Origin of the sequence: Klebsiella sp. BDA134-6 (assembly GCF_015601345.1) — a bacterium.
Classification (GTDB): Bacteria; Pseudomonadota; Gammaproteobacteria; order Enterobacterales; family Enterobacteriaceae; genus Klebsiella; species Klebsiella grimontii.
Genome location: NZ_CP064784.1, coordinates 5,245,403 through 5,271,857, shown reverse-complemented (window position 1 = coordinate 5,271,857; position 26,455 = coordinate 5,245,403). Strand labels below are relative to the sequence as shown.

Below are 26,455 nucleotides of genomic sequence, written 5' to 3'. Positions count from 1 at the left end.
AAGTAGTATCCGTACCGAGGTGGTGGAATTGGTAGACACGCTACCTTGAGGTGGTAGTGCCCTAACGGGCTTGTGGGTTCGAGTCCCATCCTCGGTACCAATTTTTGAAAAAAGACGCTGAAAGCGTCTTTTTTCGTTTTTATTTCCCTATCCGTTGTTTATTTATAAACAACACTGCGCTGGTTTTGACCCCTGCTAAATCGCTAAAGTCATCCTCATCAATTTTTAGACGAGGTACAGTGACGCCATGCGTACTTTTCAAATAGTTATCATTGCCAGCATATTAGGCCTGGCTGGATGTAGTCGTCATTCATCTCCAGAAACGGTTGATACCCTGAATACTATCCTTGTACCGGTGATCGCGAATTCGGAACCCGCGCAGGCGTCGGCAAAGGTAGTCAGCTGTTTTCAGGATAACAGTATGCTAATCGGCAAGCTCAGCCAGTCGCTTAAAGACAACTATTTACAGGATGCGGATAATCGAGATGTCTTTAATAAAGACGGTGAAGCATACCAGGTTTACGGTGCGTTAACCAAACTGGAGCAAATATCTTCAATGAATGATGTCTACCGTAAAGAGAACAATATCGCGGGCTTGCAGGAGATTAATAAATTGCTGAAGTCTGTCCCTTCGGTTGCATGAACCAGGGATTGCCGATCGGCAACCCCTGGTTAAACGATTAGAAGCGGAAATTGAAACCTGCATAGGCGCCATCCGCAAGTTTATTATCGCGATGGTCATGCTTGCCTGTCATATTGATGTAGCGATAACCCGCTTCAATGTTCATAGACTTAATGATATTTATCCTGACACCGGCATTCGCTTCGAGGTAATCATTTACGCCGCTGGACATGGAATCAGGTGAATAATAAGACTCGCCGAACAGAGTAACGAAGTCGCCAAGCGGTAACTGCGCGCCTCCTCCGAGCGCGATAGCGTAGCCCTCATCCCCATCTTTCGGATTCAGGTATAGCGCTTTTCCGCCAGCGGTTAACAGAAACGGGCCGAGATTAAAATTGTAACCCAGCCCTAATCCAGCCGTATCACCATCATTATCGCTGTGCGCCCAGTTACCGCTAACGGCCATGCCGGGGTGCTCCGCGCCAAAGCTTGCCGACAGATTGGTAAACTCTGAACCGGCTTCGCCGTGGAGGTTGAGGGAGGCGAAGGCGGTACTGCTGGTACAGAGAGTAGCGATTAGCAGGATAGGCTTTGCTGTAAACATGCGCATTTTTCATATTCCTTCGGGTAAAAAAATGCCCGATACGATTGTTCGGGCAAAATTAACGGGATTCTGGATTAAGCTTTTTTCGCTGTTACCCAGCGCCGATGCTATACATACGGTGCAGGTATCCGCATTCAGGCCAACCGATGAATGACGCTATCGAATAATTAATTTATCCAGCTGTCGATTGACACGGACTCCCAGCATAAAAGTATTTATCGTTCGCCGTTATCGTTTATACGTTTAAATTTAAACGATAGCGGGAGACGACAAAGGAACGGGGGAAGGCGTTAAAATTTCTCAGGCAGGGAGGCGATACTTTGTAAATAACCGCCGCGGGCATACTCGATATAGGCCCCTTTTTTCAAGGCTGATAGCACATTGAGAATGCTGCTACGGGAGAGGTGTGTTCGGTCCTGAATGTATTCCAGAATAGATACCCGCAGCCGGGTTTCCTCTGATAACAGGATCATTTCCATTAAGTGATTGCGAATCACGGAATAAGTACGCTGCTGTAAGACTAGATCGTCACGATACACTAAATAAGAAGTATGATAGGCCAGCAGTCTGGTGACTTCTTCCCACATGCTGTGCTGACTGAATAGCTGCATCGCGATGTCGCTGTCAATCCGCAATATCTCTGAGTCAATTTCCGCGCGTAGACCATGGCTACGGCTCGGTTGTAGCATCTCAGCCACGCCAAACAAGTGCGGTTCATACACCGTGACCATCAGTAACCTATCCGATGAACGAAAAATGGATAGCCCGCCTTTCTTGAAAAGATAGAGCTGGATTTTTCCTTTATATTCCCAGCTTAGCCTTTTGCGAGCGACAACATTCAGCGGTGTGGCATGCGGTTCCAGCATGGCCATTAGACGATCGATATGGGCTTGTGGCCTGACGGGAGGCTTAATATTCATCATGATCCTCTCGGAATAACTATAAAGGCGTTCACCAATTATAGGCTGTGATTATTGAAAGTTTCTATATCATCAGTTATAGCAATTAATTGGTTATGTTATTTAGGATTTATTGCGAGAGTAAAAAAGCCGGCGGGTTAAGGCCGGCTGGAACGTTGTTGCGGATTATTTATCGCGATTCTCCAGATTTTCCACCTGCGGTAAACCGGTGGCGGAAGAGGCGGTCAGCAGTCCGGACTGCGCGTAGCCAAACAGCTTATCGCGAGTATCGGTGATATCCAGATTGCGCATCGTCAGCTGGCCGATACGGTCCTCAGCGGAGAACATCGAGTCACCTTTTTCCATCGTCAGACGCTCTGCTTTATAGGTCAGATTATCAGAGACAGTATTCAGAATGGAGTAATCGTTGCCGCGACGCAGTTCTAACGTGACTTCGCCAGTGATTTGACTTGCTACCCAGCGCTGCAGGCCGTCGCGAAGCATCAGCGCCTGGGAATCGAACCAGCGCCCTTGATACAGCAGACGACCCAGTTGACGACCGTGCGCATGGTACTGCTCAATGGTATCTTCGTTATGAATACCGGTCAGCAGACGCTCATAGGCAATATGCAGCAGCGCCATGCCCGGGGCTTCATAAATGCCGCGGCTCTTCGCTTCGATGATACGGTTTTCGATCTGATCGCTCATACCCAGACCATGGCGGCCGCCGATGCGGTTAGCTTCCAGCATCATCTCAACGTCATCGCTAAAGATTTGTCCGTTTAACGCAACCGGGTGGCCTTGTTCAAAGCGAACGGTGACTTCTTCCGCCGGGATTTTGACGCTTTCGTCCCAGAACTTGACGCCCATAATCGGGTTCACAATCTTGACGCTGGAGTTCAGGAACTCAAGATCTTTAGCTTCGTGCGTGGCGCCCAGCATATTGGAGTCGGTTGAGTAGGCTTTTTCAACGGACATTTTATAGTCAAACCCGCAGGAGATCATAAACTCTGACATCTCCTGGCGGCCGCCTAACTCATCGATAAAGTCGCTATCCAGCCAAGGTTTGTAAATTTTCAGCTCAGCGTTGGTCAGCAGGCCGTAACGATAGAAACGTTCGATATCGTTGCCTTTATAGGTACTCCCGTCGCCCCAAATGTTAACACCGTCTTCCTTCATGGCCGCGACCAGCATGGTACCGGTCACTGCGCGGCCCAGCGGAGTGGTATTAAAGTAGGTCAATCCGCCGGTGGTGTTATGAAATGCGCCGCACTGGATCGCGGCGATGCCTTCCGCAACCAGTTGCTTACGGCAGTCGATCAGACGAGCCCCTTCAGCACCATACTCTTTGGCACGACGAGGAATGGCCTCGTAATCGTCTTCGTCTGGCTGTCCCAGATTGGCGGTATATGCATAAGGGACTGCTCCCTTTTTACGCATCCACAGCAGCGCGGCGCTGGTATCCAGCCCACCAGAAAAAGCAATACCAATACGTTGGCCAACCGGGAGATGCTTGAGAATCGTCGTCATAAAATAAAACCCTGCTAGATAGACTGTGGTGAGTTTGACTCAACAATCTTTATTGCATGTTTATGCATTAATTGTGAGTTTTCATTTAATCATTTTTTGCTGGCGACAGGAAGAGGCTGAGCCGCTTTTTGCCAAAAAACCCAGAAATACCAGCATGAACCGAAACCTGGCAATGTGAAATTCATGTTGACAAAATATATGAAGTATCAATACAATTCACTACGATTTTATGTCCCGTCTCTCGGTACCAAATCCCAGCAGTATTTGCGTCTTTTGCTCAAAACGAGTAAAATATGCCACGTTTCAGGCGCGGGGTGGAGCAGCCTGGTAGCTCGTCGGGCTCATAACCCGAAGGTCGTCGGTTCAAATCCGGCCCCCGCAACCACTTTCCCATTAAGTACTTTTTCAAATATACTGTGAGGACCGGGTCCTTCGTAGACGAATTTGAAAGAATTCTTCTGGAAAGTGTTCCAGATCGCAGTTGCGATCTCAGGGTTCAGTTATCTAAAGCCCCGATTTATCGGGGTTTTTTGTTATCTGACTTCAGAATAACTGGGCTATACGCCCTTTTTTTATGTCTTGGGGGTGGGTTTGTCCACATTAGAGCAAAAATTAACAGAGATGCTCACTGCGCCAGTTGAAGCGCTTGGCTTTGAGCTGGTCGGCATCGAATTTATTCGCGGTCGCACGTCCACACTGCGCATCTATATTGATAGTGAAGATGGCATCAATGTTGATGATTGTGCTGATGTGAGCCACCAGGTCAGTGCTGTTATGGACGTAGAAGACCCAATTACAGTCGCTTATAACCTGGAAGTTTCTTCCCCTGGTCTCGATCGTCCTATGTTTACCGCCGAGCACTATGAGCGTTTCATTGGCGAAGAAGTTTCGCTGGTTTTGCGTATGGCGGTGCAGAACCGACGCAAATGGCAGGGCCTTATCAAAGCGGTAGACGGTGAGATGATCACGGTAACCGTCGAAGGCAAAGATGAAGTGTTCGCGCTGAGTAACATCCAGAAGGCGAACCTGGTTCCCCACTTTTAACAGTCTGGATTGAGGTGAAAGGCCCCGATGAACAAAGAAATTTTGGCTGTTGTTGAAGCCGTTTCCAACGAAAAGGCGCTGCCGCGTGAGAAAATTTTCGAAGCGTTGGAAAGTGCGCTAGCAACGGCTACCAAGAAAAAATATGAGCAAGAGATCGACGTTCGCGTAGAAATCGATCGTAAAAGCGGTGATTTCGACACATTCCGTCGCTGGCTGGTTGTGGAAGAAGTGACCCAGCCGACGCGCGAAATCACGCTGGAAGCTGCGCGCTACGAAGATGAAAGCATGAATCCCGGCGATTACGTCGAAGACCAGATTGAATCTGTTACCTTTGACCGTATCACTACGCAGACCGCCAAGCAGGTTATCGTACAAAAAGTACGTGAAGCCGAACGCGCGATGGTGGTCGATCAGTTCCGTGAGCACGAAGGTGAAATCATCACGGGCGTAGTGAAGAAAGTGAACCGCGACAACATTACGCTGGATCTGGGCAACAATGCTGAAGCCGTGATCCTGCGCGAAGACATGTTGCCTCGTGAGAACTTCCGTCCGGGTGACCGTATCCGCGGCGTACTGTACGCAGTTCGTCCGGAAGCGCGCGGCGCGCAGCTGTTCGTGACTCGCTCCAAGCCGGAAATGCTGGTTGAACTGTTCCGCATTGAAGTACCGGAAATTGGTGAAGAAGTTCTCGAAATTAAAGCGGCTGCACGCGATCCTGGCTCTCGTGCCAAAATCGCTGTTAAAACTAACGACAAGCGTATCGATCCGGTTGGCGCCTGCGTCGGTATGCGCGGCGCGCGCGTTCAGGCTGTCTCGACTGAACTGGGCGGCGAGCGTATTGATATCGTGCTTTGGGACGATAACCCGGCTCAGTTCGTGATTAATGCCATGGCTCCGGCTGACGTCGCATCTATCGTGGTAGATGAAGACAAGCACACCATGGATATCGCAGTAGAAGCGGGCAACCTGGCGCAGGCCATTGGCCGTAACGGTCAGAACGTACGTCTGGCATCTCAGCTCAGCGGCTGGGAGCTCAACGTCATGACCGTTGACGACCTCCAGGCTAAGCATCAGGCCGAAGCCCATGCAGCGATTGATACCTTCACTAAATATCTTGATATTGATGAAGATTTCGCCACGCTGCTGGTTGAAGAAGGTTTCGCCACTCTGGAAGAACTGGCCTATGTGCCAATGAAGGAACTGCTGGAAATCGACGGTCTGGATGAAGCGACCGTTGAAGCACTTCGTGAGCGGGCGAAAAACGCGCTGACCACGCTGGCGCTGGCCAAAGAAGAGAGCCTGGGAGATAGCAAACCTGCCGACGATCTGTTGAATCTCGAAGGTATGGATCGCGCTCTGGCATTCACCCTGGCCGCCCGTGGTGTTTGTACGCTGGAAGATCTCGCCGAGCAGGGCATTGATGATCTGGCTGATATCGAAGGCTTGACCGACGAGAAAGCCGGAGAACTTATCATGGCCGCTCGTAATATTTGTTGGTTCGGCGACGAAGCGTAATAAACTGTAGCAGGAAGGAACAGCATGACAGATGTGACCATTAAAGCGCTGGCCTCAGAGATTCAGACCTCTGTGGATCGCCTGATACAGCAGTTTGCTGATGCAGGGATCCGCAAATCGGCTGATGATTCTGTGACCGCGCAAGAGAAGCAAACCTTGTTGACGCACCTGAACCGTGAACACGGCTCGGCGCCCGACAAGCTGACGCTGCAGCGCAAAACGCGCAGCACGTTAAATATTCCGGGTACCGGTGGAAAGAGCAAATCGGTACAAATCGAAGTCCGCAAGAAACGCACCTTTGTGAAACGCGATCCGCAAGAGGCCGAACGCCTTGCCGCGGAAGAGCAGGCGCAGCGTGAAGCGGAAGAGCAAGCCCGTCGTGAAGCTGAAGAATCAGCCAAACGCGAGGCGCAATTAAAAGCTGAACGTGAGGCCGCAGAACAAGCGAAACGTGAACTCGCCGATAAAGCGAAACGTGAAGCCGCGGAAAAAGACAAAGTGAGCAATCAACAAACCGACGATATGACCAAAACCGCCCAGGCTGAAAAGCAACGCCGCGAAAACGAAGCTGCGGAGCTCAAGCGCAAATCGGAAGAAGAAGCACGCCGCAAACTTGAAGAAGAAGCGCGCCGTGTAGCGGAAGAAGCACGCCGTATGGCTCAAGAAAATGAAAAGAACTGGACTGAAGCGCCAGAAACTCCTGAAGAGACCACTGACTATCACGTAACGACTTCTCAGCATGCGCGTCAGGCTGAAGACGACAACGATCGTGAAGTTGAAGGCGGTCGTGGCCGTGGACGTAATGCGAAAGCAGCGCGCCCGGCTAAGAAAGGCAACAAACACGCTGAATCGAAAGCCGATCGTGAAGAAGCCCGTGCGGCCGTTCGCGGCGGTAAAGGCGGTAAGCATCGTAAAGGTTCTGCTCTGCAGCAAGGCTTCCAGAAGCCGGCTCAGGCGGTTAACCGTGATGTTATCATCGGCGAAACCATCACCGTTGGCGATCTGGCCAACAAGATGGCCGTCAAAGGTTCTCAGGTCATCAAAGCGATGATGAAGCTGGGCGCCATGGCGACGATTAACCAGGTCATCGACCAGGAAACCGCGCAGTTGGTTGCCGAAGAGATGGGCCACAAAGTTATCCTGCGTCGTGAAAACGAGCTGGAAGAAGCGGTAATGAGTGACCGTGACACCGGCGCTGCGGCTGAACCGCGCGCACCGGTTGTGACCATCATGGGTCACGTTGACCACGGTAAAACCTCTCTGCTGGACTACATTCGTTCAACGAAAGTGGCCTCTGGCGAAGCGGGCGGCATTACCCAGCACATCGGTGCGTACCACGTTGAAACCGACAACGGTATGATCACCTTCCTGGATACCCCGGGTCACGCCGCGTTTACTTCTATGCGTGCTCGTGGTGCGCAGGCGACGGATATCGTGGTTCTGGTCGTGGCGGCAGACGACGGCGTGATGCCGCAGACTATCGAAGCTATCCAGCACGCGAAAGCGGCGCAGGTACCTCTGGTCGTTGCGGTGAACAAAATTGATAAGCCGGAAGCGGACCTTGATCGCGTTAAAAACGAGCTCTCTCAGTACGGCGTTATGCCGGAAGAGTGGGGCGGCGAAGCGCAGTTCATCCCTGTATCCGCTAAAGCCGGTACCGGTATTGACGATCTGCTGAATGCTATCCTGCTGCAGGCTGAAGTTCTGGAGCTGAAAGCGGTTCGCAACGGTATGGCGAGCGGCGCGGTGATCGAATCCTTCCTCGATAAAGGTCGTGGTCCGGTTGCAACCGTTCTGGTACGCGAAGGTACGCTGCATAAAGGCGACATCGTCCTGTGCGGTTTCGAATACGGTCGCGTTCGTGCGATGCGTAACGAACTGGGTCTGGAAGTGCTGGAAGCGGGTCCATCCATTCCGGTGGAAATCCTCGGCCTGTCTGGCGTACCGGCTGCTGGCGACGAAGTGACCGTCGTGCGTGACGAGAAGAAAGCGCGTGAAGTTGCGCTGTATCGTCAGGGCAAATTCCGTGAAGTTAAACTGGCTCGTCAGCAGAAATCTAAGCTGGAGAACATGTTCGCCAACATGACCGAAGGCGAAGTTCACGAAGTGAACATCGTCCTCAAGGCGGACGTTCAGGGTTCTGTGGAAGCGATCTCCGACTCCTTGCTGAAACTGTCTACCGACGAAGTGAAAGTGAAGATCATCGGTTCCGGCGTAGGTGGTATTACCGAAACCGACGCAACCCTGGCGGCCGCATCCAACGCGATTCTGGTTGGCTTTAACGTTCGTGCTGATGCATCTGCGCGTAAAGTTATCGACGCGGAAAGCCTGGATCTGCGCTACTACTCCGTCATTTACCATCTGATCGACGAAGTGAAAGCTGCGATGAGCGGCATGCTGTCTCCGGAACTGAAACAGCAGATCATCGGTCTGGCTGAAGTGCGTGATGTGTTCAAATCGCCGAAATTCGGCGCCATCGCGGGCTGTATGGTCACCGAAGGTACGATTAAGCGTCACAACCCAATCCGCGTTCTGCGCGACAACGTGGTTATCTATGAAGGCGAGCTGGAATCCCTGCGCCGCTTCAAAGATGACGTAAACGAAGTCCGTAACGGCATGGAATGTGGTATCGGCGTTAAGAACTACAACGACGTTCGCGTCGGCGATATGATCGAAGTGTTCGAAATCATCGAGATTCAACGTACCATCGATTAATCGTTTAGTAGGCCGGGGAAGCGCAGCGCCACCCGGTTATACAAAATTAAAGGGGGCCGCGTGGCCCCCTTATTTGTCTGGAGAATTTATTATGGCGAAAGAATTTGGTCGCCCGCAGCGCGTGGCCCAGGAGATGCAAAAAGAGATCGCAATCATCCTGCAGCGCGAAATTAAAGACCCGCGTCTGGGCATGATGACGACCGTTTCAGGCGTTGAAATGTCCCGCGACCTGGCCTATGCCAAAGTGTTTGTGACCTTCCTGAACGATAAAGACGAAGCCGCCGTGAAAGCGGGCATCAAGGCTTTGCAGGAAGCGTCTGGTTTTATTCGCTCGCTGCTGGGCAAAGCGATGCGCCTGCGTATCGTGCCGGAACTGACGTTTTTCTACGATAATTCGTTAGTCGAAGGGATGCGCATGTCGAATCTGGTGACCAGCGTGGTGAAACATGACGATGAGCGTCGTGTGAACCCGGACGACAGCAAGGAGGACTAATGAGTCGTCCTCGTCGTCGCGGCCGCGATGTGCACGGCGTTCTGTTGCTGGATAAACCGCAAGGCGCATCCAGCAATGACGTGTTGCAGAAAGTCAAACGGCTTTATAATGCCAACCGGGCAGGGCACACGGGGGCGCTGGATCCGCTGGCGACCGGTATGCTGCCGATTTGCCTCGGGGAAGCGACAAAGTTTTCCCAGTATCTGCTCGATTCTGACAAGCGCTACCGCGTGATTGCAAAGCTCGGACAGCGCACCGATACCTCTGATGCCGATGGTCAGGTGGTGGAAGAGCGTCCGCTGACTTTTAGCCCAGAGCAGCTGGCAGCCGCGCTTGACGGCTTCCGCGGCGAAACTCAGCAGATACCCTCGATGTATTCGGCGCTGAAATACCAGGGGAAAAAGCTGTACGAATATGCCCGACAGGGGATTGAAGTACCGCGTGAATCCCGGCCGATTACGGTATACGAACTGCTATTTATTCGTCATGAGGGTAGCGAGCTTGAGCTGGAAATCCACTGCTCGAAAGGCACCTACATTCGCACGATTATTGATGATTTAGGCGAGAAACTAGGATGCGGCGCGCACGTCACTTTCCTCCGTCGCCTGGCGGTCAGTAAATATCCTGTCGAACGAATGGTGACGCTGGAGCAGCTGCAGGCGCTGGTCGAACAGGCCAATGCGCAGGATATTCCCGCCGCCCAGCTGCTGGACCCGCTGCTGATGCCGATGGACAGTCCGGCTTCGGATTACCCGTTGATTAATATTCCGGAAACCTCAGCCGTCTACTTTAAAAACGGTAACCCGATTCGTACATCGGGCGCGCCGCTGCAGGGACTGGTTCGCGTCACGGAAGGTGCGGAAGAGAAGTTTCTTGGTATGGGGGAAATTGATGATGAAGGCCGCGTTGCGCCTCGTCGTCTGGTGGTTGAATACCCTGCCTGAGCGCTTTCCTTGCGATAAAAGGCTGCTGCGAGTAGAATATCGCCGCTTAACGCTCGCCAAAGTGATTTAACATTTGCGGGCGTTATATCAGGGGTTGCTGAATTAGAGATCGGCACCCTTTCTTTCTTTTAATTTTGGAGTTCGAAAATGTCTCTAAGCGTTGAAGCTAAAGCAAAAATCGTTTCTGAGTTCGGTCGTGGCGAAAACGACAGCGGTTCTACTGAAGTTCAGGTTGCACTGCTGACTGCACAGATCAACCACCTGCAGGGTCACTTTGCAGAGCACAAAAAAGATCACCACAGCCGTCGTGGTCTGCTGCGCATGGTTTCTCAGCGTCGTAAACTGCTCGACTACCTGAAACGTAAAGATGTTGCACGTTACTCTGCGCTGATCGAGCGTCTGGGTCTGCGTCGCTAATTCTGCGAGTTTCAGAAGAAGGGGCCTCACGGCCCCTTTTTTCGACCGGGCGGCAGCAATTCATTAAAAACTCATGTATTGTTGCTATTAATGATCTTCATGCAGAGGTTCGCGCGGCTAATGAGAGGCTTGACTCGCAGGGGCGGGTAAAGGTTGTCATTAGTCGCGAGGATGCAGAAGATCGGGTCATACGATGTCTTATCGTGGATTTGACATCATCTATAGATATAAGGATAGAATTTTGCTTAATCCGATCGTTCGTAAATTCCAGTACGGCCAACATACCGTAACCCTGGAGACCGGCATGATGGCGCGCCAGGCAACTGCCGCCGTTATGGTTAGCATGGATGACACCGCGGTATTCGTTACCGTTGTGGGCCAGAAAAAAGCGAAACCAGGCCAGGATTTCTTCCCGCTGACCGTTAACTATCAAGAGCGTACCTACGCTGCAGGTAAAATCCCGGGTGGTTTCTTCCGTCGTGAAGGCCGTCCGAGCGAAGGCGAAACCCTGATCGCGCGTCTGATTGACCGTCCGGTTCGCCCGCTGTTCCCGGAAGGTTTTGTCAACGAAGTTCAGGTTATTGCGACCGTGGTTTCCGTTAACCCGCAGGTTAACCCGGATATCGTCGCGATGATTGGTGCTTCCGCAGCCCTGTCCCTGTCTGGTATTCCGTTCAACGGCCCAATTGGCGCCGCTCGCGTTGGTTATATTAATGACCAGTACGTGCTGAACCCGACCCAGGAAGAGCTGAAGTCCAGCAAACTGGATCTGGTTGTTGCAGGCACCGAAGCCGCAGTACTGATGGTTGAATCCGAAGCTGAACTGCTGAGCGAAGACCAGATGCTGGGCGCGGTTGTGTTTGGTCACGACCAGCAGCAGGTTGTTATTCAGAACATCAACGACCTGGTGAAAGAAGCCGGTAAACCGCGTTGGGACTGGCAGCCGGAAGTGGTTGATGCGGCGCTGAACGCGCGCGTTGCCGCGCTGGCTGAATCTCGCCTGAGCGATGCTTACCGTATCACCGACAAACAAGAGCGTTATGCTCAGGTTGACGTGATCAAATCTGAAACTATCGCGACCCTGGTTGCGGAAGATGAATCCCTGGACGCTAACGAACTGGGTGAAATCCTGCACGCAATCGAGAAAAACGTGGTTCGTAGCCGCGTACTGGCCGGTGAGCCGCGTATCGATGGTCGTGAAAAAGATATGATTCGTGGTCTGGACGTTCGTACCGGCGTTCTGCCGCGTACCCACGGTTCCGCACTGTTTACCCGTGGCGAAACTCAGGCGCTGGTTACCGCGACGCTGGGTACCGCACGTGATGCGCAGAACATCGATGAGCTGATGGGCGAGCGCACGGATTCCTTCCTGTTCCATTATAACTTCCCTCCGTACTCCGTAGGCGAAACGGGAATGGTTGGTTCTCCGAAGCGTCGTGAAATCGGTCACGGTCGTCTGGCTAAACGCGGCGTCCTGGCCGTTATGCCGACTATCGAAGAGTTCCCGTACACCGTTCGCGTGGTTTCTGAAATCACCGAATCTAACGGTTCCTCCTCCATGGCTTCCGTCTGTGGCGCTTCTCTGGCGCTGATGGACGCAGGCGTGCCGGTGAAAGCCGCCGTTGCGGGTATCGCAATGGGTCTGGTGAAGGAAGGCGACAACTTCGTCGTACTGTCTGACATTCTGGGCGATGAAGATCACCTGGGCGATATGGACTTCAAAGTAGCGGGTTCCCGCGAAGGTATCTCTGCTCTGCAGATGGATATCAAAATTGAAGGTATCACCAAAGAGATCATGCAGGTTGCTCTGAACCAGGCTAAAGGTGCGCGTCTGCACATCCTGGGCGTGATGGAACAGGCGATTAACGCGCCGCGCGGCGATATCTCTGAATTCGCACCGCGTATCCACACGATCAAAATCAGCCCGGACAAAATTAAAGACGTCATCGGTAAGGGCGGTTCCGTTATTCGTGCGCTGACCGAAGAAACCGGCACCACTATCGAAATCGAAGACGACGGTACCGTGAAGATCGCGGCAACCGACGGCGACAAAGCGCAGCACGCGATTCGTCGTATCGAAGAGATCACCGCTGAGATCGAAGTTGGCCGTATCTATAACGGTAAAGTGACCCGCATCGTTGACTTTGGCGCGTTTGTTGCCATTGGCGGCGGTAAAGAAGGTCTGGTCCACATCTCTCAAATCGCCGACAAGCGCGTTGAGAAAGTGACCGACTATCTGCAGATGGGTCAGGAAGTGCCGGTTAAGGTACTGGAAGTTGACCGTCAGGGCCGTGTCCGTCTGAGCATCAAAGAAGCAACTGAACAAACTCAGCCTGCGGCTGCGCCGGAAGCTCCGGCTGCCGAACAGCAGGGCGAGTAAGGTTGCCGTTTGCCCTCCGCATAGCGGAGGGCGCATTACGGGCAGGACGCCCTGTTTGCAGCCGGGGAACTGGACGTTCATCCAATCGTTGTCTTCGGGAGTGGGAAATGAAGCCTTTTTTGCGCTGGTGTTTCGTGGCGACAGCTCTCACGCTGGCAGGATGCAGCAACTCTGCCTGGCGTAAGGACGCAGTCCTCGCGGTGCCATTGCAACCGACTTTGCAGCAAGAAGTGATTCTGGCGCGCATGGAACAAATTCTTGCCAGTCGGGCTTTAACCGATGACGAACGCGCACAGCTTTTATATGAGCGCGGAGTGTTGTATGATAGTCTCGGTCTGAGGGCATTAGCGCGAAATGATTTTTCACAAGCGCTGGCAATCCGACCGGATATGCCTGAAGTATTCAACTACTTAGGCATTTATTTAACGCAGGCAGGCAATTTTGATGCTGCCTATGAAGCGTTTGATTCTGTACTTGAGCTTGATCCAACTTACAACTACGCGCACTTAAATCGCGGCATCGCCCTGTATTACGGCGGTCGTGCTAAGTTAGCGCAAGATGATCTGCTGGCGTTTTATCAAGACGATCCCAATGATCCTTTCCGAAGCCTGTGGCTTTATCTCGCTGAGCGTCAGCTCAATGAGAAGCAGGCGCTTGAAGCACTGAGACAGCGCTTAGACAAGTCGGATAAAGAACAATGGGGATGGAACATTGTCGGGTTCTACCTTGGCGACATTAGCGAAAAAGAGCTAATGACCCGCCTGAAGGCAGACGCAACGGATAACACCTCGCTCGCTGAGCATCTCAGTGAAACCAACTTCTATTTAGGTAAGTACTACCTAAGTCTGGGGGACAAGGACAGCGCTACGGCACTGTTCAAACTGGCGGTCGCAAACAACGTTCATAACTACGTTGAGCACCGATACGCATTGTTGGAATTATCGCTCTTGGGCCAGGAGCAAGATGACCTGGCAGAATCGGACCAGCAATAGCTGACGAACACATCAGCCCTTTTTTGATTGCCATCACCTTTGCGGGTGAGGGCGTTGTTGTTCGTTAATACACCTACTTTGAGCCGGTTCACACTTTTCAATGAAAATTACCGTAAATTTTCACGATGAGTTATGTAGACTGGCCGCCATTAATTTTGAGGCACACGTACTACATGGCTGAATTCGAAACCACTTTTGCAGATCTGGGCCTGAAGGCTCCCATCCTTGAAGCGCTTAACGATCTGGGTTACGAAAAACCATCTCCGATCCAGGCTGAGTGCATTCCGCATCTGCTGGGCGGCCGCGACGTTCTGGGTATGGCCCAGACGGGTAGCGGTAAAACCGCAGCGTTCTCTTTACCGCTGCTGAACAACATTGATCCTGAGCTGAGAGCACCGCAGATTCTGGTGCTGGCGCCGACCCGCGAACTGGCGGTACAGGTTGCTGAAGCAATGACGGAATTTTCTAAACATATGCGCGGCGTAAACGTGGTTGCCCTCTACGGCGGCCAGCGTTATGACGTGCAGCTGCGCGCGCTGCGTCAGGGACCGCAAATTGTTGTCGGTACCCCGGGTCGTCTGCTGGACCACCTGAAACGCGGTACGCTGGATCTCTCTAAGCTGAGCGGTCTGGTTCTGGATGAAGCTGACGAAATGCTGCGCATGGGCTTCATCGAAGACGTAGAAACGATTATGGCGCAGATCCCGGAAGGTCATCAGACCGCTCTGTTCTCCGCTACCATGCCGGAAGCGATTCGTCGTATTACCCGCCGCTTTATGAAAGAGCCGCAGGAAGTGCGCATCCAGTCGAGCGTAACGACTCGCCCGGACATCAGCCAGAGCTACTGGACTGCTTACGGTATGCGTAAAAACGAAGCGCTGGTGCGTTTCCTGGAAGCGGAAGATTTTGATGCGGCGATTATCTTCGTTCGTACCAAAAACGCGACCCTGGAAGTTGCCGAAGCGCTGGAGCGTAGCGGCTATAGCAGCGCTGCGCTGAATGGCGACATGAACCAGTCCCTGCGTGAGCAGACCCTGGAGCGTCTGAAAGACGGTCGTCTGGATATCCTGATTGCGACCGACGTTGCGGCCCGTGGCCTGGACGTTGAGCGTATCAGCCTGGTGGTTAACTACGATATCCCGATGGATTCTGAGTCTTACGTTCACCGTATCGGCCGTACCGGTCGTGCGGGTCGTGCTGGCCGCGCGCTGCTGTTCGTTGAGAACCGCGAGCGTCGTCTGCTGCGCAACATCGAACGCACGATGAAGCTGACCATTCCGGAAGTTGAACTGCCGAACGCAGAACTGCTGGGCAAACGTCGCCTGGAAAAATTTGCCGCGAAAGTTCAGCAGCAGCTGGAAAGCAGCGATCTGGATCAGTACCGTGCGCTGCTGGCGAAAATCCAGCCGTCTGCCGAAGGTGAAGAGCTGGACGTGGAAACGCTGGCCGCAGCGCTGCTGAAAATGGCTCAGGGCGAACGTCCGCTGATCCTGCCGCCGGATGCGCCTATGCGTCCTAAGCGCGAGTTCCGCGACCGTGACGATCGTTTTGAGCGTCGTGGCGACCGTAACGACCGTGGCCCGCGCGGCGATCGTCCTGAACGCAGCGGCGAAGATCGTCCTAAGCGTGAACGTCGTGACGTTGGCGATATGGAACTGTACCGGATTGAAGTGGGCCGTGATGACGGTGTTGAAGTTCGTCATATCGTTGGCGCAATCGCCAACGAAGGCGACATCAGCAGCCGTTACATCGGTAACATCAAACTGTTTGGTTCTCACTCCACCATCGAACTGCCGAAAGGTATGCCGGGCGAAGTGCTGCAGCACTTTACTCGTACCCGCATCCTGAACAAGCCGATGAACATGCAGCTGCTGGGTGATGCTCAGCCGCGTCCTGAGCGCAGCGGCGAACGTCGTGGCGGCGGAGAGCGTCGTGAAGGCGGTCGTAGCTTCGGCGGCGGTGAACGTCGTGAAGGCCGTGGTTTTGGCGGCGAGCGTCGCGAAGGCGGTCGTAGTGAAGGTCGTCGTTTCAGCGGCGAACGTCGTGAAGGCGGCCGCGCGCCGCGCCGCGATGATGCTTCAGCTCCGCGTCGCGATGACTCCGCAGGTCGTCGTCGTTTCGGTGGCGATGCATAATTAGCGTTTCCGCTAACGTAAAGTAAACGATACAGCCCCGATCTCAACGATTGGGGCTTTTTTTATTTTCTTTGTACTCGTGTACTGGTACAGTGCGTCACATTGATAACAACAAAAGTATTTTCGACTGGAGATTTCGGCAAATGGCGACACTTACCACTACGGCAACCCGACCGTCCTTGTTTGGCGGCGTAGTGATTATTGGTGGGACGATTATTGGGGCGGGTATGTTCTCACTGCCGGTTGTGATGTCCGGCGCGTGGTTCTTCTGGTCTCTGGCTGCGCTGGTTTTTACCTGGTTTTGTATGCTTCACTCCGGGTTAATGATCCTCGAAGCGAACCTGAATTACCGGATTGGCTCGAGCTTCGATACTATTACGAAAGATCTGCTCGGCAAAGGCTGGAATCTGCTTAACGGCGTGTCGATCGCCTTTGTACTTTATATTCTGACTTATGCCTATATTTCTGCCAGCGGCTCGATCCTGCACCATACGTTTAGCGAAATGTCGCTGAACATACCGGCAAGGGCGGCAGGTTTTGGTTTTGCCCTGCTGGTGGCGTTTATTGTCTGGCTGAGTACCAAAGCGGTGAGCCGCATGACGGCCATTGTGCTGGGAGCTAAGGTCATTACCTTCTTTCTGACCTTTGGCAGCCTGTTGGGACACGTCCAGCCGAGCACCCTGTTTAACGTGGCTGAACAAAATGCCTCGTATATGCCCTATCTGCTGATGACGCTGCCGTTCTGCCTCGCGTCCTTCGGTTATCACGGCAACGTGCCGAGTCTGATGAAGTACTACGGTAAGGATCCGCGCACTATCGTTAAATGCCTGGTTTACGGCACGCTACTGGCGCTGGGTCTGTACGTAGTGTGGCTGCTGGTGACGATGGGCAATATCCCTCGTCCGGAGTTTATCGGTATCGCGCAGAAGGGGGGCAATATTGATGTCCTGGTCCAGGCGCTCAGCGGGGTACTGAATAGCCGGAGTCTGGATCTGCTGTTAGTGATCTTCTCAAACTTTGCCGTAGCCAGCTCATTCCTTGGCGTGACGCTCGGCCTGTTTGATTATCTGGCGGATCTGTTCGGGTTCGACGACTCCGCGCTGGGACGCTTTAAAACTGCGATTCTCACCTTTTTCCCGCCAATGGTGGGCGGCCTGCTGTGGCCGAACGGGTTCCTCTACGCGATCGGTTATGCGGGTCTGGCAGCGACCATCTGGGCGGCAATCGTACCAGCGCTGCTGGCTCGCGCATCGCGTAAACGTTTTGGTAGCCCATTGTTTCGCGTTTGGGGCGGAAAGCCGATGATTGCTTTGGTCCTGCTGTTTGGTCTGGGTAACGTGATTGTGCATTTCCTGTCGAGCTTTAATGTATTACCCACCTATCAATAATTGAATTTTCCGCTGAGCCAGATTTAACGATCTGGCTCAAAAAATATTTTCTTTATTTCTCTTACTATAAATATTGTCTTGAATAAGGGAATATTTATATGCTGAATAACGATATTACTCTGCGGAAGCTCGAGATTTTCCTTAGCTATATGGAGTCGATGAACATATCAAAAACTGCAGAGCTAATGAACATTTCATCCGTTAGCGTTCATCGCGCGCTTCATTCGCTGGAAGATAATTTACGCTGTCCTTTGTTTACCCATAATGGCCGCAATCTTTATCCTTTACCTGGCGCATGGGTTATGCAAAAGGAAGCGCGGGAAGTCATTAATGCATTGGAACGCTGTATTTATCTTACTCGCAAGGCTTCGGGGTACCATTCTCAGGTTTTACGGTTAGGGCTACTTTATTCGTTAGTGTTAAAAACTGCACCGCAAATTGTTCAGGGTTTGAAAAAACGCTGCCCGGAACTGACCATTGAATTTATCATGAATTCTAATAAAAAATTATTAGAAGCGCTTAATGAAGAGAAGATTGATGCGGTTCTGATATCGACTCCCGATGATTACAACATCCAGTTATTTGAGACATGGACCATATTCTCTGATTCCATCTACCTTGCGGTTCCGGTAACCGAAGCGGATAGCTTATCGACCCCCGTAGATTTACGGCATCTGCAAAATAAAAAGTTTATTGCCTTGAGCGAAGGCTTCGCGACCTGGAGAGGATTTCAGGAGGCCTTTCAGATTGCTGGATTTACGCCCGACATCACCGTCCGGGTACATGATGTTTTTTCACTGATGAGTATGGTGAACGCCGGCATGGGCTATACCTTAATCCCGGGGCGGATGAGCGGCCTGTTTAGTAACGGCATTCGTCTGCTGCCGCTGCAGGAGCCCTATAGAATGGAACAGGAAATCTCGCTGGTTTTCCCACGTAGTCAGGAAAATCATCCGGGTCTGCTGTCTTTGCTAGCCGAGTGCCGTATGTACGCCAGACAGCTTATGATGGAGAAAAGCGAGACAGAGAAAACCCCATAAGCTCATGACTCAATCGCTGATAGACCACGCTTTCGCCGTAGATAGCGACGGCAAGCCACTTTGGATTACTGACTAAGGCTATCTTGATTCTCATCCGGTCGCCGTTGATGCTGTTTGCTAAAGCATGGGTCAGTGCCTGGTGGCTGACCTGGCATAACGTAAAAATGGCCGACTCCTGGCGCGTAATTATCTGATGCTTAAACGCGCAGCCGATGATACAGCGCTGTAGCTTATTTTTTAATTCATCCGACGTCCCGGTCATAAAAACAAAACCCACCTTATGTTCGGGCTTATCCGCTAACAGCTTCTGGCGAAAATTATCTTCGTCTTCTTGCGTACAAAGTGAGGCCAGAAGCGCGATTTGCCCTGGTTTCATGCGCTGAAATGAATACATTGAACATCCCTTGCGCCTGCTGCATAACAGCAGGCGATCGTCATTAAAAGAAGGGGGTTAAAGAGAGATAGAGGGCCGAAGGGGCCAGCAGACAGCCAAGGCCGGTATAAAAGGTTGCCGTCATTGCGCCATAGGGAACGAGTTTCGGGTCCGTGGCCGCCAGACCCGCGGCGACCCCGCTGGTGGAACCCATTAGCCCGCCGTAGACTATAGCGGCGGCAGGCGAGTTCAGGCCTGCGGCTTTCGCTACCAGCGGCGTTAAGATCATGACGGCAATAGACTTAATCACGCCAGCGGCGATGCTCAGCGCGATAACATCCGAGCTTGCGCCAAGCGCTGCGCCGGTTACCGGGCCGACGATAAAGGTTACGGCCCCCGCGCCAATGGTCGCCATGCTGATGGCGTCGGTATAGCCAAAAGCCCAGGCGACAATTGCTCCGAGATAAAAAGAGAGCACCGTCGAGATAACCAGCGCCAGCGCGCCGGCCATACCGGCTTTTTTCAGCTCTTCAAGTTTGACGCCGAAGGCGGTGGAAATGATGGCGAAATCGCGGAACATACCGCCGCCCATCAGCGCAATACCGCTGAACAGGCTGATATCGGCCAGACCTTTTTTACCGCCGGTCAATTCCCCGCCAAGCCAGGCCAGCAGCAATCCGGCGACGATGGCAATAGCTGAGCTGTGTATCTTGCCGCGAAGCAGATGTGTTGAGATCCAGCTTGCGGCCCAACATACGATACCCACCACGACAAAAGCGGTAATCAAACCGTTGCTGGTGAAGCTACCGGTTAAAATCTTTGTCAGCTGTTCCATTACTTACACTCCTCGCTAACGGTGGAGCTTTCCTGATGGCCGTGACCGCCAATTTTGCTCAAAGGTTTAATCAGCAGAAAACCAATAAAAACGGCGCCAACGCCGGCAATCAATGCGACCGGACCGCCTTTAAGGGCGGCGATAACGTTCTGGTTTGCCGACATGGCGACGACAATCGGGATATACATTGCATTCCAGAAACCTACTCCCTGTTCTGCAGGCTTTGAGAGCAATCCTCTATCCACTAATTTTTGTGACACGATAACTAAAAACAGCATCGCGAAGCCGATGCCGCCGATATTGGCGGAAATACCCAACGCCATGCCAAGAAGATCGCCAACGATTAGCCCGGCGAACATGCACATTCCCATTAACATCAATCCGTAAATAATCATGATGTTTCTCTTTGTCTATCCATACTAAAAGCGAATTACACAAAGCGGGTTGATAATGCCCGCGTTGGAGAAATGACAAAAAATAAATCAGCGGCTTTTAGCATAGCGCGTTTTTATTTGCGGACATTCGTAAGAACACAGGTTTGCTCAGTCACTATGATTTATCATATCAGCAAGCAAAATGCTTACTGATATGACATTAACATAGAAATAATCTCACAATAGAATGTCGCATTGTTTTTTTAATTAAATGCGTGTTGACTCACTTTACTCTGCAATAATTTCAAATAACACCATGCCTGGGTTGACGCGGTCTCCGGTATTGAGCGCCAGAGTTTTTATTATACCCGCCTCCGGCGAGGCGACCGGCATTTTCATTTTCATGGCTTCGAGCACAATCACCACCTGGCCTTTTTCAATTTTATCTCCGGCAGAGGCTTTTACTTCATCGACCACACCCGGAACTTTTGATTTAACTTCAGACATATTAGATTCCTTTTTGATATATTAAACAGAGTTATGTTCTTATTGCTGCCGTGACCTGCTGTCGCGATCTTAATTGAACATCATTCTCACCTTTAGCCAGCAGAGTTGCGCTTCCGCTGAACCACTCTTTGATATTGATTGCGTATCCATCAGCTAAACCAATCTCGCCATCAATACGTAACTGAAATTGCTCTTCGGTATGACGTAAACAGGCCCAGCATGCGTTGAGTTCGCCTGGCGCGGTGGGAATAACGCGAATATCCAGATCTGAGTGGGTATCGCTCCACTGCCACGGCGTGACCATTTCCAGCGCCACCGAACCCCAGACCCCGAGCCGGAGCCCGTGCCAGCGCCATGCCTGTCGCAAGGCATGGAATGCGCGTATCGCATTAGTACGCTCTGCAATGGAGAGCGATGCCGTTTGCTCTGGCGTTGAGTAACGGGTTATCGCGGATAACGCCGCTTCAGTGGCCAGACGCACTCGCTGACCTTGCCAGCGCAGTGGGAAACAGAACCCAAGGGGAACACGATTCTCACTCCGCAAGCCGCGACGTACGATGCCCGGTAGCGATCCGCTGAGCAGATATTCCCACGTTTGCTGCCGCAGTACGGCAGGAAGGTGGCTGAATTCACACTCCAGCTGCGCCGCGATTTCATTCAGCGCCGAAGGCTCCAGCCAGCACAGGGTATGTCGTTGCAGGGCGGTCATCGCGCTTTACACCAGGCAGGATCGTTTTTCGCCTGCTGCTGTAAATCCCGTTGGGACTGCAGCAGAGCGTCAAACTGGGCCGTTGCCTGCGGACCGATAATATCGATGGGCGCAACGCCTGCGGTACATTCGCCGGGAACCGACTTTGGCCAGAGGCGGATATGGGTGGCCGTGGCCTCGGTTATCAGCTGCGTTGACACGTGGCAAACGCGTCCCTTAATACGCAAAATCGTCCGGGCGGTGCGCTCCACGATCTCCCGATGCCGTGCGGTGGTCGCCATGACCACCATGTCGTATTCCGGCGTGGTGCGCTGGCGCTTCCAGGTCTGGATTTTGCCCTGCGGATTGCAGAGATGTCCGCTGGCGGCGACGGGAAAGCTGTCGCCGGTTGGTAAACCGCCGACGATCGCTTCCCGCCAGTCTCCGCCCTGTGGAGCGGGAACCAGCGAAATATCTTCGCGTAGCGGGATGCCATCAAGCGTCAGCCAGCCGAATTCCTGACAGCCATACATATCGTGCAGTGCATAACCCAGCGAAGCTGCCAGCGGAACCAGCGCTTCATCCAGCGGCGTACCCGCCACGATCAGCGTCAGCTTTTTCGCTAGCCTGTGCTCCAGGCCCATCTTCAGCGCCTGCTCCAGGGTGGCGCGTAAAAAAGAGGACTCACCCACCACCGCGTCCGGCGGCTGCCGGCACAGGGCGATCAGCAGCGCATCCCGGCAGGAGCGGGATAAAAACGACCAGCGAAGGCCGCTCTCATCCAGCGCCTGGCGGGTAAACACGTTGACCAGCGGCGCGTAGGTCACCAGCACCAGCTGCCCTGCGGTTACGCCACATGCTGCCAGCGCTCGCTTTCCGGCGGCGGTGCGCAGCGCCAGTTCGTTGTGCGTGACGCCGACGATATTCTGAAACGCGCTACTGCCGGTGGTAAAGGTCACCAGCGCCAGGTTGAGCGGCGTATGGATCTCTTCAATCACGTGCGCAGCCGTGGGGCCGGCAATGCCTTTATCATCCAGCGTCCGGCACGGCATCTCCTCCAGAGAGGGAATGCCGGGCTGGGCCTCAAGCAGCCATTCAAGCGTGGCGATGGGATCGTTCATTTTGCTCTTCTCCCTGGCTCAGCCGGGCTGATAACGCGCCGCGACGTGCTGGTACTCTTCGCGCATTTGCGCCAGAATGACGCCACGCGCTTTTCTGCCGCCTCGCTCTTCGCCGGAGACTCCACGACCTTGTGGGCCAGTCGATGGGATACCCGCTGCCGCTTTTTGCCGGCGCACTTCAGCTATGTGTCGGGCGATGGTCTCTTTCATTGCCGGGATGGTTTTCACCAGCTCTTCAACACCGCCTAGCTGCCAGAAGAACTCTGGTCCCGCCGCAAACACCGGGTTGCTGCGGGCAAGTTCGCTCAGGCGCTCGACGTCCTGACGCGTAATGCGCGCGATGCTGCTGAGCGGCATCACGTGGATCATGGTGCCGAATTCCGAGGTCAGGCTGAGAATATGGTCGGCCTGCAGGCCGTGGCAGAGAAACGCGCCGCTTATTGCGCGACCAATGACCATGGCGACGATCGGGTGCCCTGCATGGCGTGCTTCGGCCAGCGCCAGCTGATATGCGCCGGTGGCCTTATTCATGCCGATAATCTCTTCCAGCTTGCCCGGCCCATTCCCTGGCGTATCGACAATCAGCACCAGCGGACGCTTTTCGGCAGCCGGTTTGTCTTTATCCATCGCCAGCGTACGGTAGACCGCCAGCGCCATTTTATACCCCTCCTCCAGGCCGATAACGCCCGCGTAGACGACGGGGAAGCGGGGGTTGAAGGACATGGCGTCGTTGGCGATCGTCGTGCAGATTTCGCCGTTAATCCGTGCGCTGCCAACCACCGCGCCGGGGCCGTAGTCGTCGCAGGGGAGATTGAGTCCCGCCAGCGCGTTTTCGGCAAAGCTGCCCTCATCGACAATCAGGTCGATAGCGGCGCGCCCCTGGCCAAGTAAATTTTCCATTATGCTTCCTCCACGGACAGGCGTTGGACATTGCTCAGGAAGGTTTCCAGATCCATATCAACCAGCGATTGCGGCGCTGAATTTCCTGCCGCAGCCCAGACATCGCGCGCATCGACGGGAGCAAGCTCGTTGATTTTTTGCGTCAGCGCCATTTGGGTGCGGACTTTCGCCTCGCTGCCGATCCGGCGCATCGCTTCAATCTCAGACCACGGCAGGTCGGCAATCAGTGAAGCCTGCTGGTGGAAGGCGGCCAGCGAATCGGCAACCAGGTAGTTGCAGTCGCCGACGATATATTTGTGCTTGCCGCCGGTGGTGCGGAACACCAGTGCGCGATCGGAGGCGTCGAATTCGCTTCGGCCCATCTCCTGCTCAATGACTTCCGGGCCGGTAAGTCCGAGACGGCCTGATTCGCTCATGACGATCAGGTCGGTCGCGGCGGCGACAAAGCCCATACCGCCGAAGCAGCCGATCTTGCTGCCGATCAGGGCGACGACCGGTACGCGGCCGCGCAGGGTTTGCAGCATATCCATGCACTCGGCATGCGCCAGCAGCCCGGCGTTGGCCTCGTGCAGGCGTACGCCGCCGGTTTCAAACGAGATAAGCACGATTGGGCGGCGTGCCGGGTCGTGAGTCTGTGCTGCCAGCTTATCCGCCAGCATCAGCGCGCCAACCATCTTTGCGCCGCCAACCTCGCCAACGGAGCCGCCGATAAAACGGCCTTCCTGAGAGATGACGATGGTCGGATGCTGGCCGAGCAGGCCAACTCCGGTGACCATGCCATCATCGAACTCCACGGCTTCGCCCAGTACCGGCAGGTGGGGGCTGATCCATTTTGCCGCCGGGCCGATCAGCTCGGTAAATGTGCCTTTATCCACCAGACCTTTGGCGCGCTCGCGGGCGCTGGCTTCCAGAAAACGCAGATCATTCATAATGGTTTTCTCCCGGCATGGCCTGTTGTAATGCTTGCTGAAGTCGCAGCGCCACGACGGCGGGCGTCGCGCTATTATCGTTAATGCTGACCTGCATATCGCCCAGCGGGCCATTATCGAGAAAACGGGTGAGGACGATTTCCCAGATAGCGTCGAAGCCGGTGACCGGCGTACAAATGCTGATGTCGATTCCGCCTGCCAGGGTTTTCGGTTCCAGTAACACTTCCAGATCGCCGGAACCGACGATGCCGCAGTGCACGGTGCGCGGCAGAGACGGACGGTCGCTTTTGCCGCTGAAATGATGTGATATTTGATGTAGAGCCATTTGCTATTCCCTTACCAGTTACGGAATCGAGCAGGAGGGTTGTACAGGCCGCCGGACCACTCGACCAAATCGCGAATACTCTTCGCCGCCAGCATCTGGCGGTTGGCGCGGCGTCTGTCGATGCCTAAATCTTCCGGCGTTTGCACAATGCCTGCATCGCGTAGCGCTTGTGTTTGCGCTGGGTCGGCGGCGAGGCCGATATCGGTGTAGCCCGCGACGGCGCGAATGGCCGCCATCCGCTGCTCCAGCCCTTCGCAGCGGTGCAGGTGGGCGAGCCCCTCTTCGGTGAGCACGTGGGTAACGTCATCGGCATAAACCATCACCGGTGGCAGGGCGAGACCGGCTTTTTCCGCCAGTTTCCAGGCATCCAGTTTGTCAACGAAGGCCGGCTGGCGCTTCTCGCGAAAGGTCTCCTGCATCTGGACGACCAGGCGTTTGCCGCGCGGCATCTCGCCAATAAGCTGCTGCTGAGTGGCGTTGAACTCTTCTCCGCACTTAAGCCAGGAGCGGGTTACGTGGCGACGGCCTTTGGCATCGCAGCCCATATTCGGCGCGCCGCCAAAACCGGAAACGCGGCTGGCTGTGGCGGTGCTGCTGTTGCCGTACTTATCGATTTGCAACGTGCCGCCGATAAACATATCCAGCGCGTAGTGCCCGGCGGCCTGGGCGAAGGCGCGGTTCGATCGCAGGCTGCCGTCCTGGCCGATGTAAAACACGTCCGGGCGTTCAGCGACGTATTTTTCCATACCCAGTTCGCCGCCGAAGCAGTGAACGGACTGGATCCATCCGCTCTCGATCGCCGGGATCAGCGTCGGGTGCGGGTTCAGCACCATGTGGGTACAGGCTTTGCCTTTTAACCCCAGCTCTTCGCCGTAGGTGGGCAGCAGCAACTCAATGGCGGCGGTGAAGAAGCCGATGCCATGGTTAATGCGCTCGACGCCGTATTCGGCATAAATGCCTTTGAGCGCCATCATCGCCATCAGCACGTGGGTATCGGTGATCAACGCCGGATCGCGAGTGAACAGGGGTTCAACGTAGAACGGGCGCGGCGCTTCAATAACCGCATTTACCCAGTCGCCGGGAATATCGACGCGCGGTACTTTATCGACGATCTTGTTCACCTGGGCGATGACGATCCCCTGGCGAAAATGGGTGGCTTCGGCGATCACCGGCGTATCTTCGGTGTTAAAACCGGTGTAGAGATTGCCGTCTTTGTCCGCCTCAAAAGCAGTGATTAACGACACTCGCGGCGTGAGATCGACAAAATAGCGGCTGAACAGCTCAAGGTAGGTATGGATGGCGCCAAGTTTGATCTTACCCTGCTGAATAAGCTGCGCGAGGCGGCCATCCTGCGGGCCGGCGTAGGCGAAGTCGAGCTTTTCGGCAATGCCCTTCTCGAACAGATCGAGGTGCGAACTGAGCGGCACGGACGACTGCACCATATGCAGGCCAGAGATTTTTTGCGGGTCGACTTTGCACAGGCATTCGGCGAGAAAGTCGGCCTGCTTCTGATTGTTACCTTCAATATTGACGCGATCAAAGCTACGGATCGCCGCCTCCAGCACCGCGACGGTATCGTTAGCATCGACGATCTTTCCAGTGCGGAAATACGGAGCCAGCAGCTTCAGGCGCTGCGCCGTGTCATCCTTAAGTTGATGCCAGTTGTGCTCTTTAAGCATGTTTTT

General features: G+C 53.8%; 26 protein-coding genes and 2 tRNA genes. 15 read left to right on the top strand and 13 right to left on the bottom strand.

Going from position 1 to position 26,455, the window contains the following annotated elements; genetic code table 11:
- Positions 1-13: 13 nt before the first annotated feature.
- Both IYV58_RS24400 and IYV58_RS24395 read left to right on the top strand, forming a co-directional pair.
- A tRNA-Leu gene (locus tag IYV58_RS24400) sits at positions 14-100 on the top strand.
- 147 nt (positions 101-247) lie between these two features.
- On the top strand, positions 248-643 hold the full coding sequence (locus IYV58_RS24395; RefSeq protein ID WP_004125667.1) for a hypothetical protein: 396 nt from the start codon (positions 248-250) through the stop codon (positions 641-643).
- A gap of 37 nt (positions 644-680) precedes the next feature.
- Here IYV58_RS24395 and IYV58_RS24390 read toward each other — a convergent pair whose 3' ends face one another.
- From IYV58_RS24390 to argG, 3 genes are all read right to left on the bottom strand, one after another.
- Positions 681-1,232 (bottom strand): YfaZ family outer membrane protein, encoded by a 552-nt coding sequence (locus IYV58_RS24390; protein WP_004125665.1) that lies wholly within the window; start codon positions 1,230-1,232, stop codon positions 681-683.
- A 284-nt stretch (positions 1,233-1,516) separates the two neighbouring features.
- The gene (locus IYV58_RS24385) at positions 1,517-2,146 is read right to left on the bottom strand and encodes a winged helix-turn-helix transcriptional regulator (RefSeq protein ID WP_004125663.1); all 630 of its coding nucleotides are present in this window, start codon (positions 2,144-2,146) and stop codon (positions 1,517-1,519) included.
- Positions 2,147-2,311: 165 nt separating this feature from the next.
- Entirely contained in the window at positions 2,312-3,655 is a 1,344-nt protein-coding gene (gene argG, locus IYV58_RS24380) for an argininosuccinate synthase (RefSeq protein ID WP_004125661.1), read from the bottom strand.
- A gap of 308 nt (positions 3,656-3,963) precedes the next feature.
- Between argG and IYV58_RS24375 the strand changes: the two genes are divergently transcribed.
- From IYV58_RS24375 to IYV58_RS24315, 13 genes are all read left to right on the top strand, one after another.
- Positions 3,964-4,040 (top strand) — tRNA-Met (locus tag IYV58_RS24375).
- A 206-nt stretch (positions 4,041-4,246) separates the two neighbouring features.
- A complete protein-coding gene (rimP, locus tag IYV58_RS24370) occupies positions 4,247-4,699 on the top strand; it encodes a ribosome maturation factor RimP (protein WP_004125659.1) in 453 nt (150 codons plus the stop codon).
- A 27-nt stretch (positions 4,700-4,726) separates the two neighbouring features.
- On the top strand, positions 4,727-6,214 hold the full coding sequence (gene nusA, locus IYV58_RS24365; protein ID WP_004125657.1) for a transcription termination factor NusA: 1,488 nt from the start codon (positions 4,727-4,729) through the stop codon (positions 6,212-6,214).
- A 24-nt stretch (positions 6,215-6,238) separates the two neighbouring features.
- The gene (infB, locus tag IYV58_RS24360) at positions 6,239-8,929 is read left to right on the top strand and encodes a translation initiation factor IF-2 (RefSeq protein WP_004125655.1); all 2,691 of its coding nucleotides are present in this window, start codon (positions 6,239-6,241) and stop codon (positions 8,927-8,929) included.
- Between the two features lie 91 nt (positions 8,930-9,020).
- Positions 9,021-9,422: a 30S ribosome-binding factor RbfA gene (rbfA, locus tag IYV58_RS24355; RefSeq protein WP_004106092.1), complete on the top strand. Its 402-nt coding sequence runs from the start codon at positions 9,021-9,023 to the stop codon at positions 9,420-9,422.
- Positions 9,422-10,366 (top strand): tRNA pseudouridine(55) synthase TruB, encoded by a 945-nt coding sequence (truB, locus tag IYV58_RS24350; protein WP_004125653.1) that lies wholly within the window; start codon positions 9,422-9,424, stop codon positions 10,364-10,366. The genes rbfA and truB overlap by 1 nt, the downstream gene beginning before the upstream one ends.
- Positions 10,367-10,513: 147 nt before the next feature.
- The gene (gene rpsO, locus IYV58_RS24345) at positions 10,514-10,783 is read left to right on the top strand and encodes a 30S ribosomal protein S15 (protein ID WP_002918244.1); all 270 of its coding nucleotides are present in this window, start codon (positions 10,514-10,516) and stop codon (positions 10,781-10,783) included.
- A 241-nt stretch (positions 10,784-11,024) separates the two neighbouring features.
- Positions 11,025-13,163 carry a polyribonucleotide nucleotidyltransferase gene (gene pnp, locus IYV58_RS24340; protein ID WP_004125649.1) on the top strand — a complete coding sequence of 713 codons (2,139 nt, stop codon included), beginning with the start codon at positions 11,025-11,027 and terminating at the stop codon, positions 13,161-13,163.
- Between the two features lie 107 nt (positions 13,164-13,270).
- Positions 13,271-14,155, top strand: a complete 885-nt coding sequence (gene nlpI, locus IYV58_RS24335) for a lipoprotein NlpI (RefSeq protein WP_004125647.1) — start codon at positions 13,271-13,273, stop codon at positions 14,153-14,155.
- Positions 14,156-14,255: 100 nt separating this feature from the next.
- Complete coding sequence (gene yrbN, locus IYV58_RS24330) at positions 14,256-14,336, top strand: protein YrbN (protein WP_085903200.1); 81 nt, start codon at positions 14,256-14,258, stop codon at positions 14,334-14,336.
- Positions 14,329-16,290 carry a DEAD/DEAH family ATP-dependent RNA helicase gene (locus IYV58_RS24325; RefSeq protein ID WP_004125646.1) on the top strand — a complete coding sequence of 654 codons (1,962 nt, stop codon included), beginning with the start codon at positions 14,329-14,331 and terminating at the stop codon, positions 16,288-16,290. The genes yrbN and IYV58_RS24325 overlap by 8 nt, the downstream gene beginning before the upstream one ends.
- Positions 16,291-16,433: 143 nt before the next feature.
- Positions 16,434-17,678 (top strand): tryptophan permease, encoded by a 1,245-nt coding sequence (gene mtr / locus IYV58_RS24320; protein ID WP_004125645.1) that lies wholly within the window; start codon positions 16,434-16,436, stop codon positions 17,676-17,678.
- A gap of 98 nt (positions 17,679-17,776) precedes the next feature.
- Positions 17,777-18,718, top strand: a complete 942-nt coding sequence (locus IYV58_RS24315; protein WP_004125642.1) for a LysR family transcriptional regulator — start codon at positions 17,777-17,779, stop codon at positions 18,716-18,718.
- Here IYV58_RS24315 and IYV58_RS24310 read toward each other — a convergent pair.
- The 10 genes from IYV58_RS24310 to mdcA form a co-directional block, all read right to left on the bottom strand.
- Positions 18,681-19,112 (bottom strand): HutP family protein, encoded by a 432-nt coding sequence (locus tag IYV58_RS24310; protein WP_004125640.1) that lies wholly within the window; start codon positions 19,110-19,112, stop codon positions 18,681-18,683. The two genes, IYV58_RS24315 and IYV58_RS24310, sit on opposite strands and share 38 nt — an antisense overlap.
- 43 nt (positions 19,113-19,155) lie before the next feature.
- Entirely contained in the window at positions 19,156-19,926 is a 771-nt protein-coding gene (gene madM, locus IYV58_RS24305) for a malonate transporter subunit MadM (protein WP_004139827.1), read from the bottom strand.
- Positions 19,926-20,321, bottom strand: a complete 396-nt coding sequence (gene madL, locus IYV58_RS24300) for a malonate transporter subunit MadL (protein WP_004125636.1) — start codon at positions 20,319-20,321, stop codon at positions 19,926-19,928. Before madL ends, madM begins: the two co-directional genes overlap by 1 nt.
- Positions 20,322-20,588: 267 nt before the next feature.
- Positions 20,589-20,807: an acyl-CoA carboxylase biotin carboxyl carrier protein subunit gene (locus tag IYV58_RS24295; protein WP_004125634.1), complete on the bottom strand. Its 219-nt coding sequence runs from the start codon at positions 20,805-20,807 to the stop codon at positions 20,589-20,591.
- Between the two features lie 31 nt (positions 20,808-20,838).
- Complete coding sequence (gene mdcG / locus IYV58_RS24290) at positions 20,839-21,516, bottom strand: malonate decarboxylase holo-[acyl-carrier-protein] synthase (protein ID WP_004125632.1); 678 nt, start codon at positions 21,514-21,516, stop codon at positions 20,839-20,841.
- Positions 21,513-22,616, bottom strand: coding sequence for a hypothetical protein (locus tag IYV58_RS24285; RefSeq protein ID WP_049112246.1), 1,104 nt, complete (start codon positions 22,614-22,616; stop codon positions 21,513-21,515). Before IYV58_RS24285 ends, mdcG begins: the two co-directional genes overlap by 4 nt.
- 18 nt (positions 22,617-22,634) lie before the next feature.
- On the bottom strand, positions 22,635-23,516 hold the full coding sequence (gene mdcE / locus IYV58_RS24280) for a biotin-independent malonate decarboxylase subunit gamma (protein ID WP_195729305.1): 882 nt from the start codon (positions 23,514-23,516) through the stop codon (positions 22,635-22,637).
- Positions 23,516-24,445 (bottom strand): biotin-independent malonate decarboxylase subunit beta, encoded by a 930-nt coding sequence (locus tag IYV58_RS24275; protein WP_049112248.1) that lies wholly within the window; start codon positions 24,443-24,445, stop codon positions 23,516-23,518. The genes mdcE and IYV58_RS24275 overlap by 1 nt, the downstream gene beginning before the upstream one ends.
- Complete coding sequence (gene mdcC, locus IYV58_RS24270; RefSeq protein WP_004125618.1) at positions 24,438-24,770, bottom strand: malonate decarboxylase acyl carrier protein; 333 nt, start codon at positions 24,768-24,770, stop codon at positions 24,438-24,440. The genes IYV58_RS24275 and mdcC overlap by 8 nt, the downstream gene beginning before the upstream one ends.
- 11 nt (positions 24,771-24,781) lie before the next feature.
- Positions 24,782-26,449 (bottom strand): malonate decarboxylase subunit alpha, encoded by a 1,668-nt coding sequence (gene mdcA / locus IYV58_RS24265; RefSeq protein ID WP_049112250.1) that lies wholly within the window; start codon positions 26,447-26,449, stop codon positions 24,782-24,784.
- Positions 26,450-26,455: the final 6 nt, after the last annotated feature.

What these genes read in the sequence shown, in the direction of transcription:
- IYV58_RS24395 (WP_004125667.1), top strand. Translation starts at nt 248, where the DNA reads ATGCGTACTTTTCAAATAGTTATCATTGCCAGCATATTAGGCCTGGCT.
- IYV58_RS24390 (WP_004125665.1), bottom strand. Translation starts at nt 1,232, where the DNA reads ATGCGCATGTTTACAGCAAAGCCTATCCTGCTAATCGCTACTCTCTGT.
- IYV58_RS24385 (WP_004125663.1), bottom strand. Translation starts at nt 2,146, where the DNA reads ATGAATATTAAGCCTCCCGTCAGGCCACAAGCCCATATCGATCGTCTA.
- argG (WP_004125661.1), bottom strand. Translation starts at nt 3,655, where the DNA reads ATGACGACGATTCTCAAGCATCTCCCGGTTGGCCAACGTATTGGTATT.
- nusA (WP_004125657.1), top strand. Translation starts at nt 4,727, where the DNA reads ATGAACAAAGAAATTTTGGCTGTTGTTGAAGCCGTTTCCAACGAAAAG.
- infB (WP_004125655.1), top strand. Translation starts at nt 6,239, where the DNA reads ATGACAGATGTGACCATTAAAGCGCTGGCCTCAGAGATTCAGACCTCT.
- rbfA (WP_004106092.1), top strand. Translation starts at nt 9,021, where the DNA reads ATGGCGAAAGAATTTGGTCGCCCGCAGCGCGTGGCCCAGGAGATGCAA.
- truB (WP_004125653.1), top strand. Translation starts at nt 9,422, where the DNA reads ATGAGTCGTCCTCGTCGTCGCGGCCGCGATGTGCACGGCGTTCTGTTG.
- rpsO (WP_002918244.1), top strand. Translation starts at nt 10,514, where the DNA reads ATGTCTCTAAGCGTTGAAGCTAAAGCAAAAATCGTTTCTGAGTTCGGT.
- nlpI (WP_004125647.1), top strand. Translation starts at nt 13,271, where the DNA reads ATGAAGCCTTTTTTGCGCTGGTGTTTCGTGGCGACAGCTCTCACGCTG.
- yrbN (WP_085903200.1), top strand. Translation starts at nt 14,256, where the DNA reads ATGAAAATTACCGTAAATTTTCACGATGAGTTATGTAGACTGGCCGCC.
- IYV58_RS24325 (WP_004125646.1), top strand. Translation starts at nt 14,329, where the DNA reads ATGGCTGAATTCGAAACCACTTTTGCAGATCTGGGCCTGAAGGCTCCC.
- mtr (WP_004125645.1), top strand. Translation starts at nt 16,434, where the DNA reads ATGGCGACACTTACCACTACGGCAACCCGACCGTCCTTGTTTGGCGGC.
- IYV58_RS24315 (WP_004125642.1), top strand. Translation starts at nt 17,777, where the DNA reads ATGCTGAATAACGATATTACTCTGCGGAAGCTCGAGATTTTCCTTAGC.
- IYV58_RS24310 (WP_004125640.1), bottom strand. Translation starts at nt 19,112, where the DNA reads ATGTATTCATTTCAGCGCATGAAACCAGGGCAAATCGCGCTTCTGGCC.
- madM (WP_004139827.1), bottom strand. Translation starts at nt 19,926, where the DNA reads ATGGAACAGCTGACAAAGATTTTAACCGGTAGCTTCACCAGCAACGGT.
- madL (WP_004125636.1), bottom strand. Translation starts at nt 20,321, where the DNA reads ATGATTATTTACGGATTGATGTTAATGGGAATGTGCATGTTCGCCGGG.
- IYV58_RS24295 (WP_004125634.1), bottom strand. Translation starts at nt 20,807, where the DNA reads ATGTCTGAAGTTAAATCAAAAGTTCCGGGTGTGGTCGATGAAGTAAAA.
- mdcG (WP_004125632.1), bottom strand. Translation starts at nt 21,516, where the DNA reads ATGACCGCCCTGCAACGACATACCCTGTGCTGGCTGGAGCCTTCGGCG.
- IYV58_RS24285 (WP_049112246.1), bottom strand. Translation starts at nt 22,616, where the DNA reads ATGAACGATCCCATCGCCACGCTTGAATGGCTGCTTGAGGCCCAGCCC.
- mdcE (WP_195729305.1), bottom strand. Translation starts at nt 23,516, where the DNA reads ATGGAAAATTTACTTGGCCAGGGGCGCGCCGCTATCGACCTGATTGTC.
- IYV58_RS24275 (WP_049112248.1), bottom strand. Translation starts at nt 24,445, where the DNA reads ATGAATGATCTGCGTTTTCTGGAAGCCAGCGCCCGCGAGCGCGCCAAA.
- mdcC (WP_004125618.1), bottom strand. Translation starts at nt 24,770, where the DNA reads ATGGCTCTACATCAAATATCACATCATTTCAGCGGCAAAAGCGACCGT.
- mdcA (WP_049112250.1), bottom strand. Translation starts at nt 26,449, where the DNA reads ATGCTTAAAGAGCACAACTGGCATCAACTTAAGGATGACACGGCGCAG.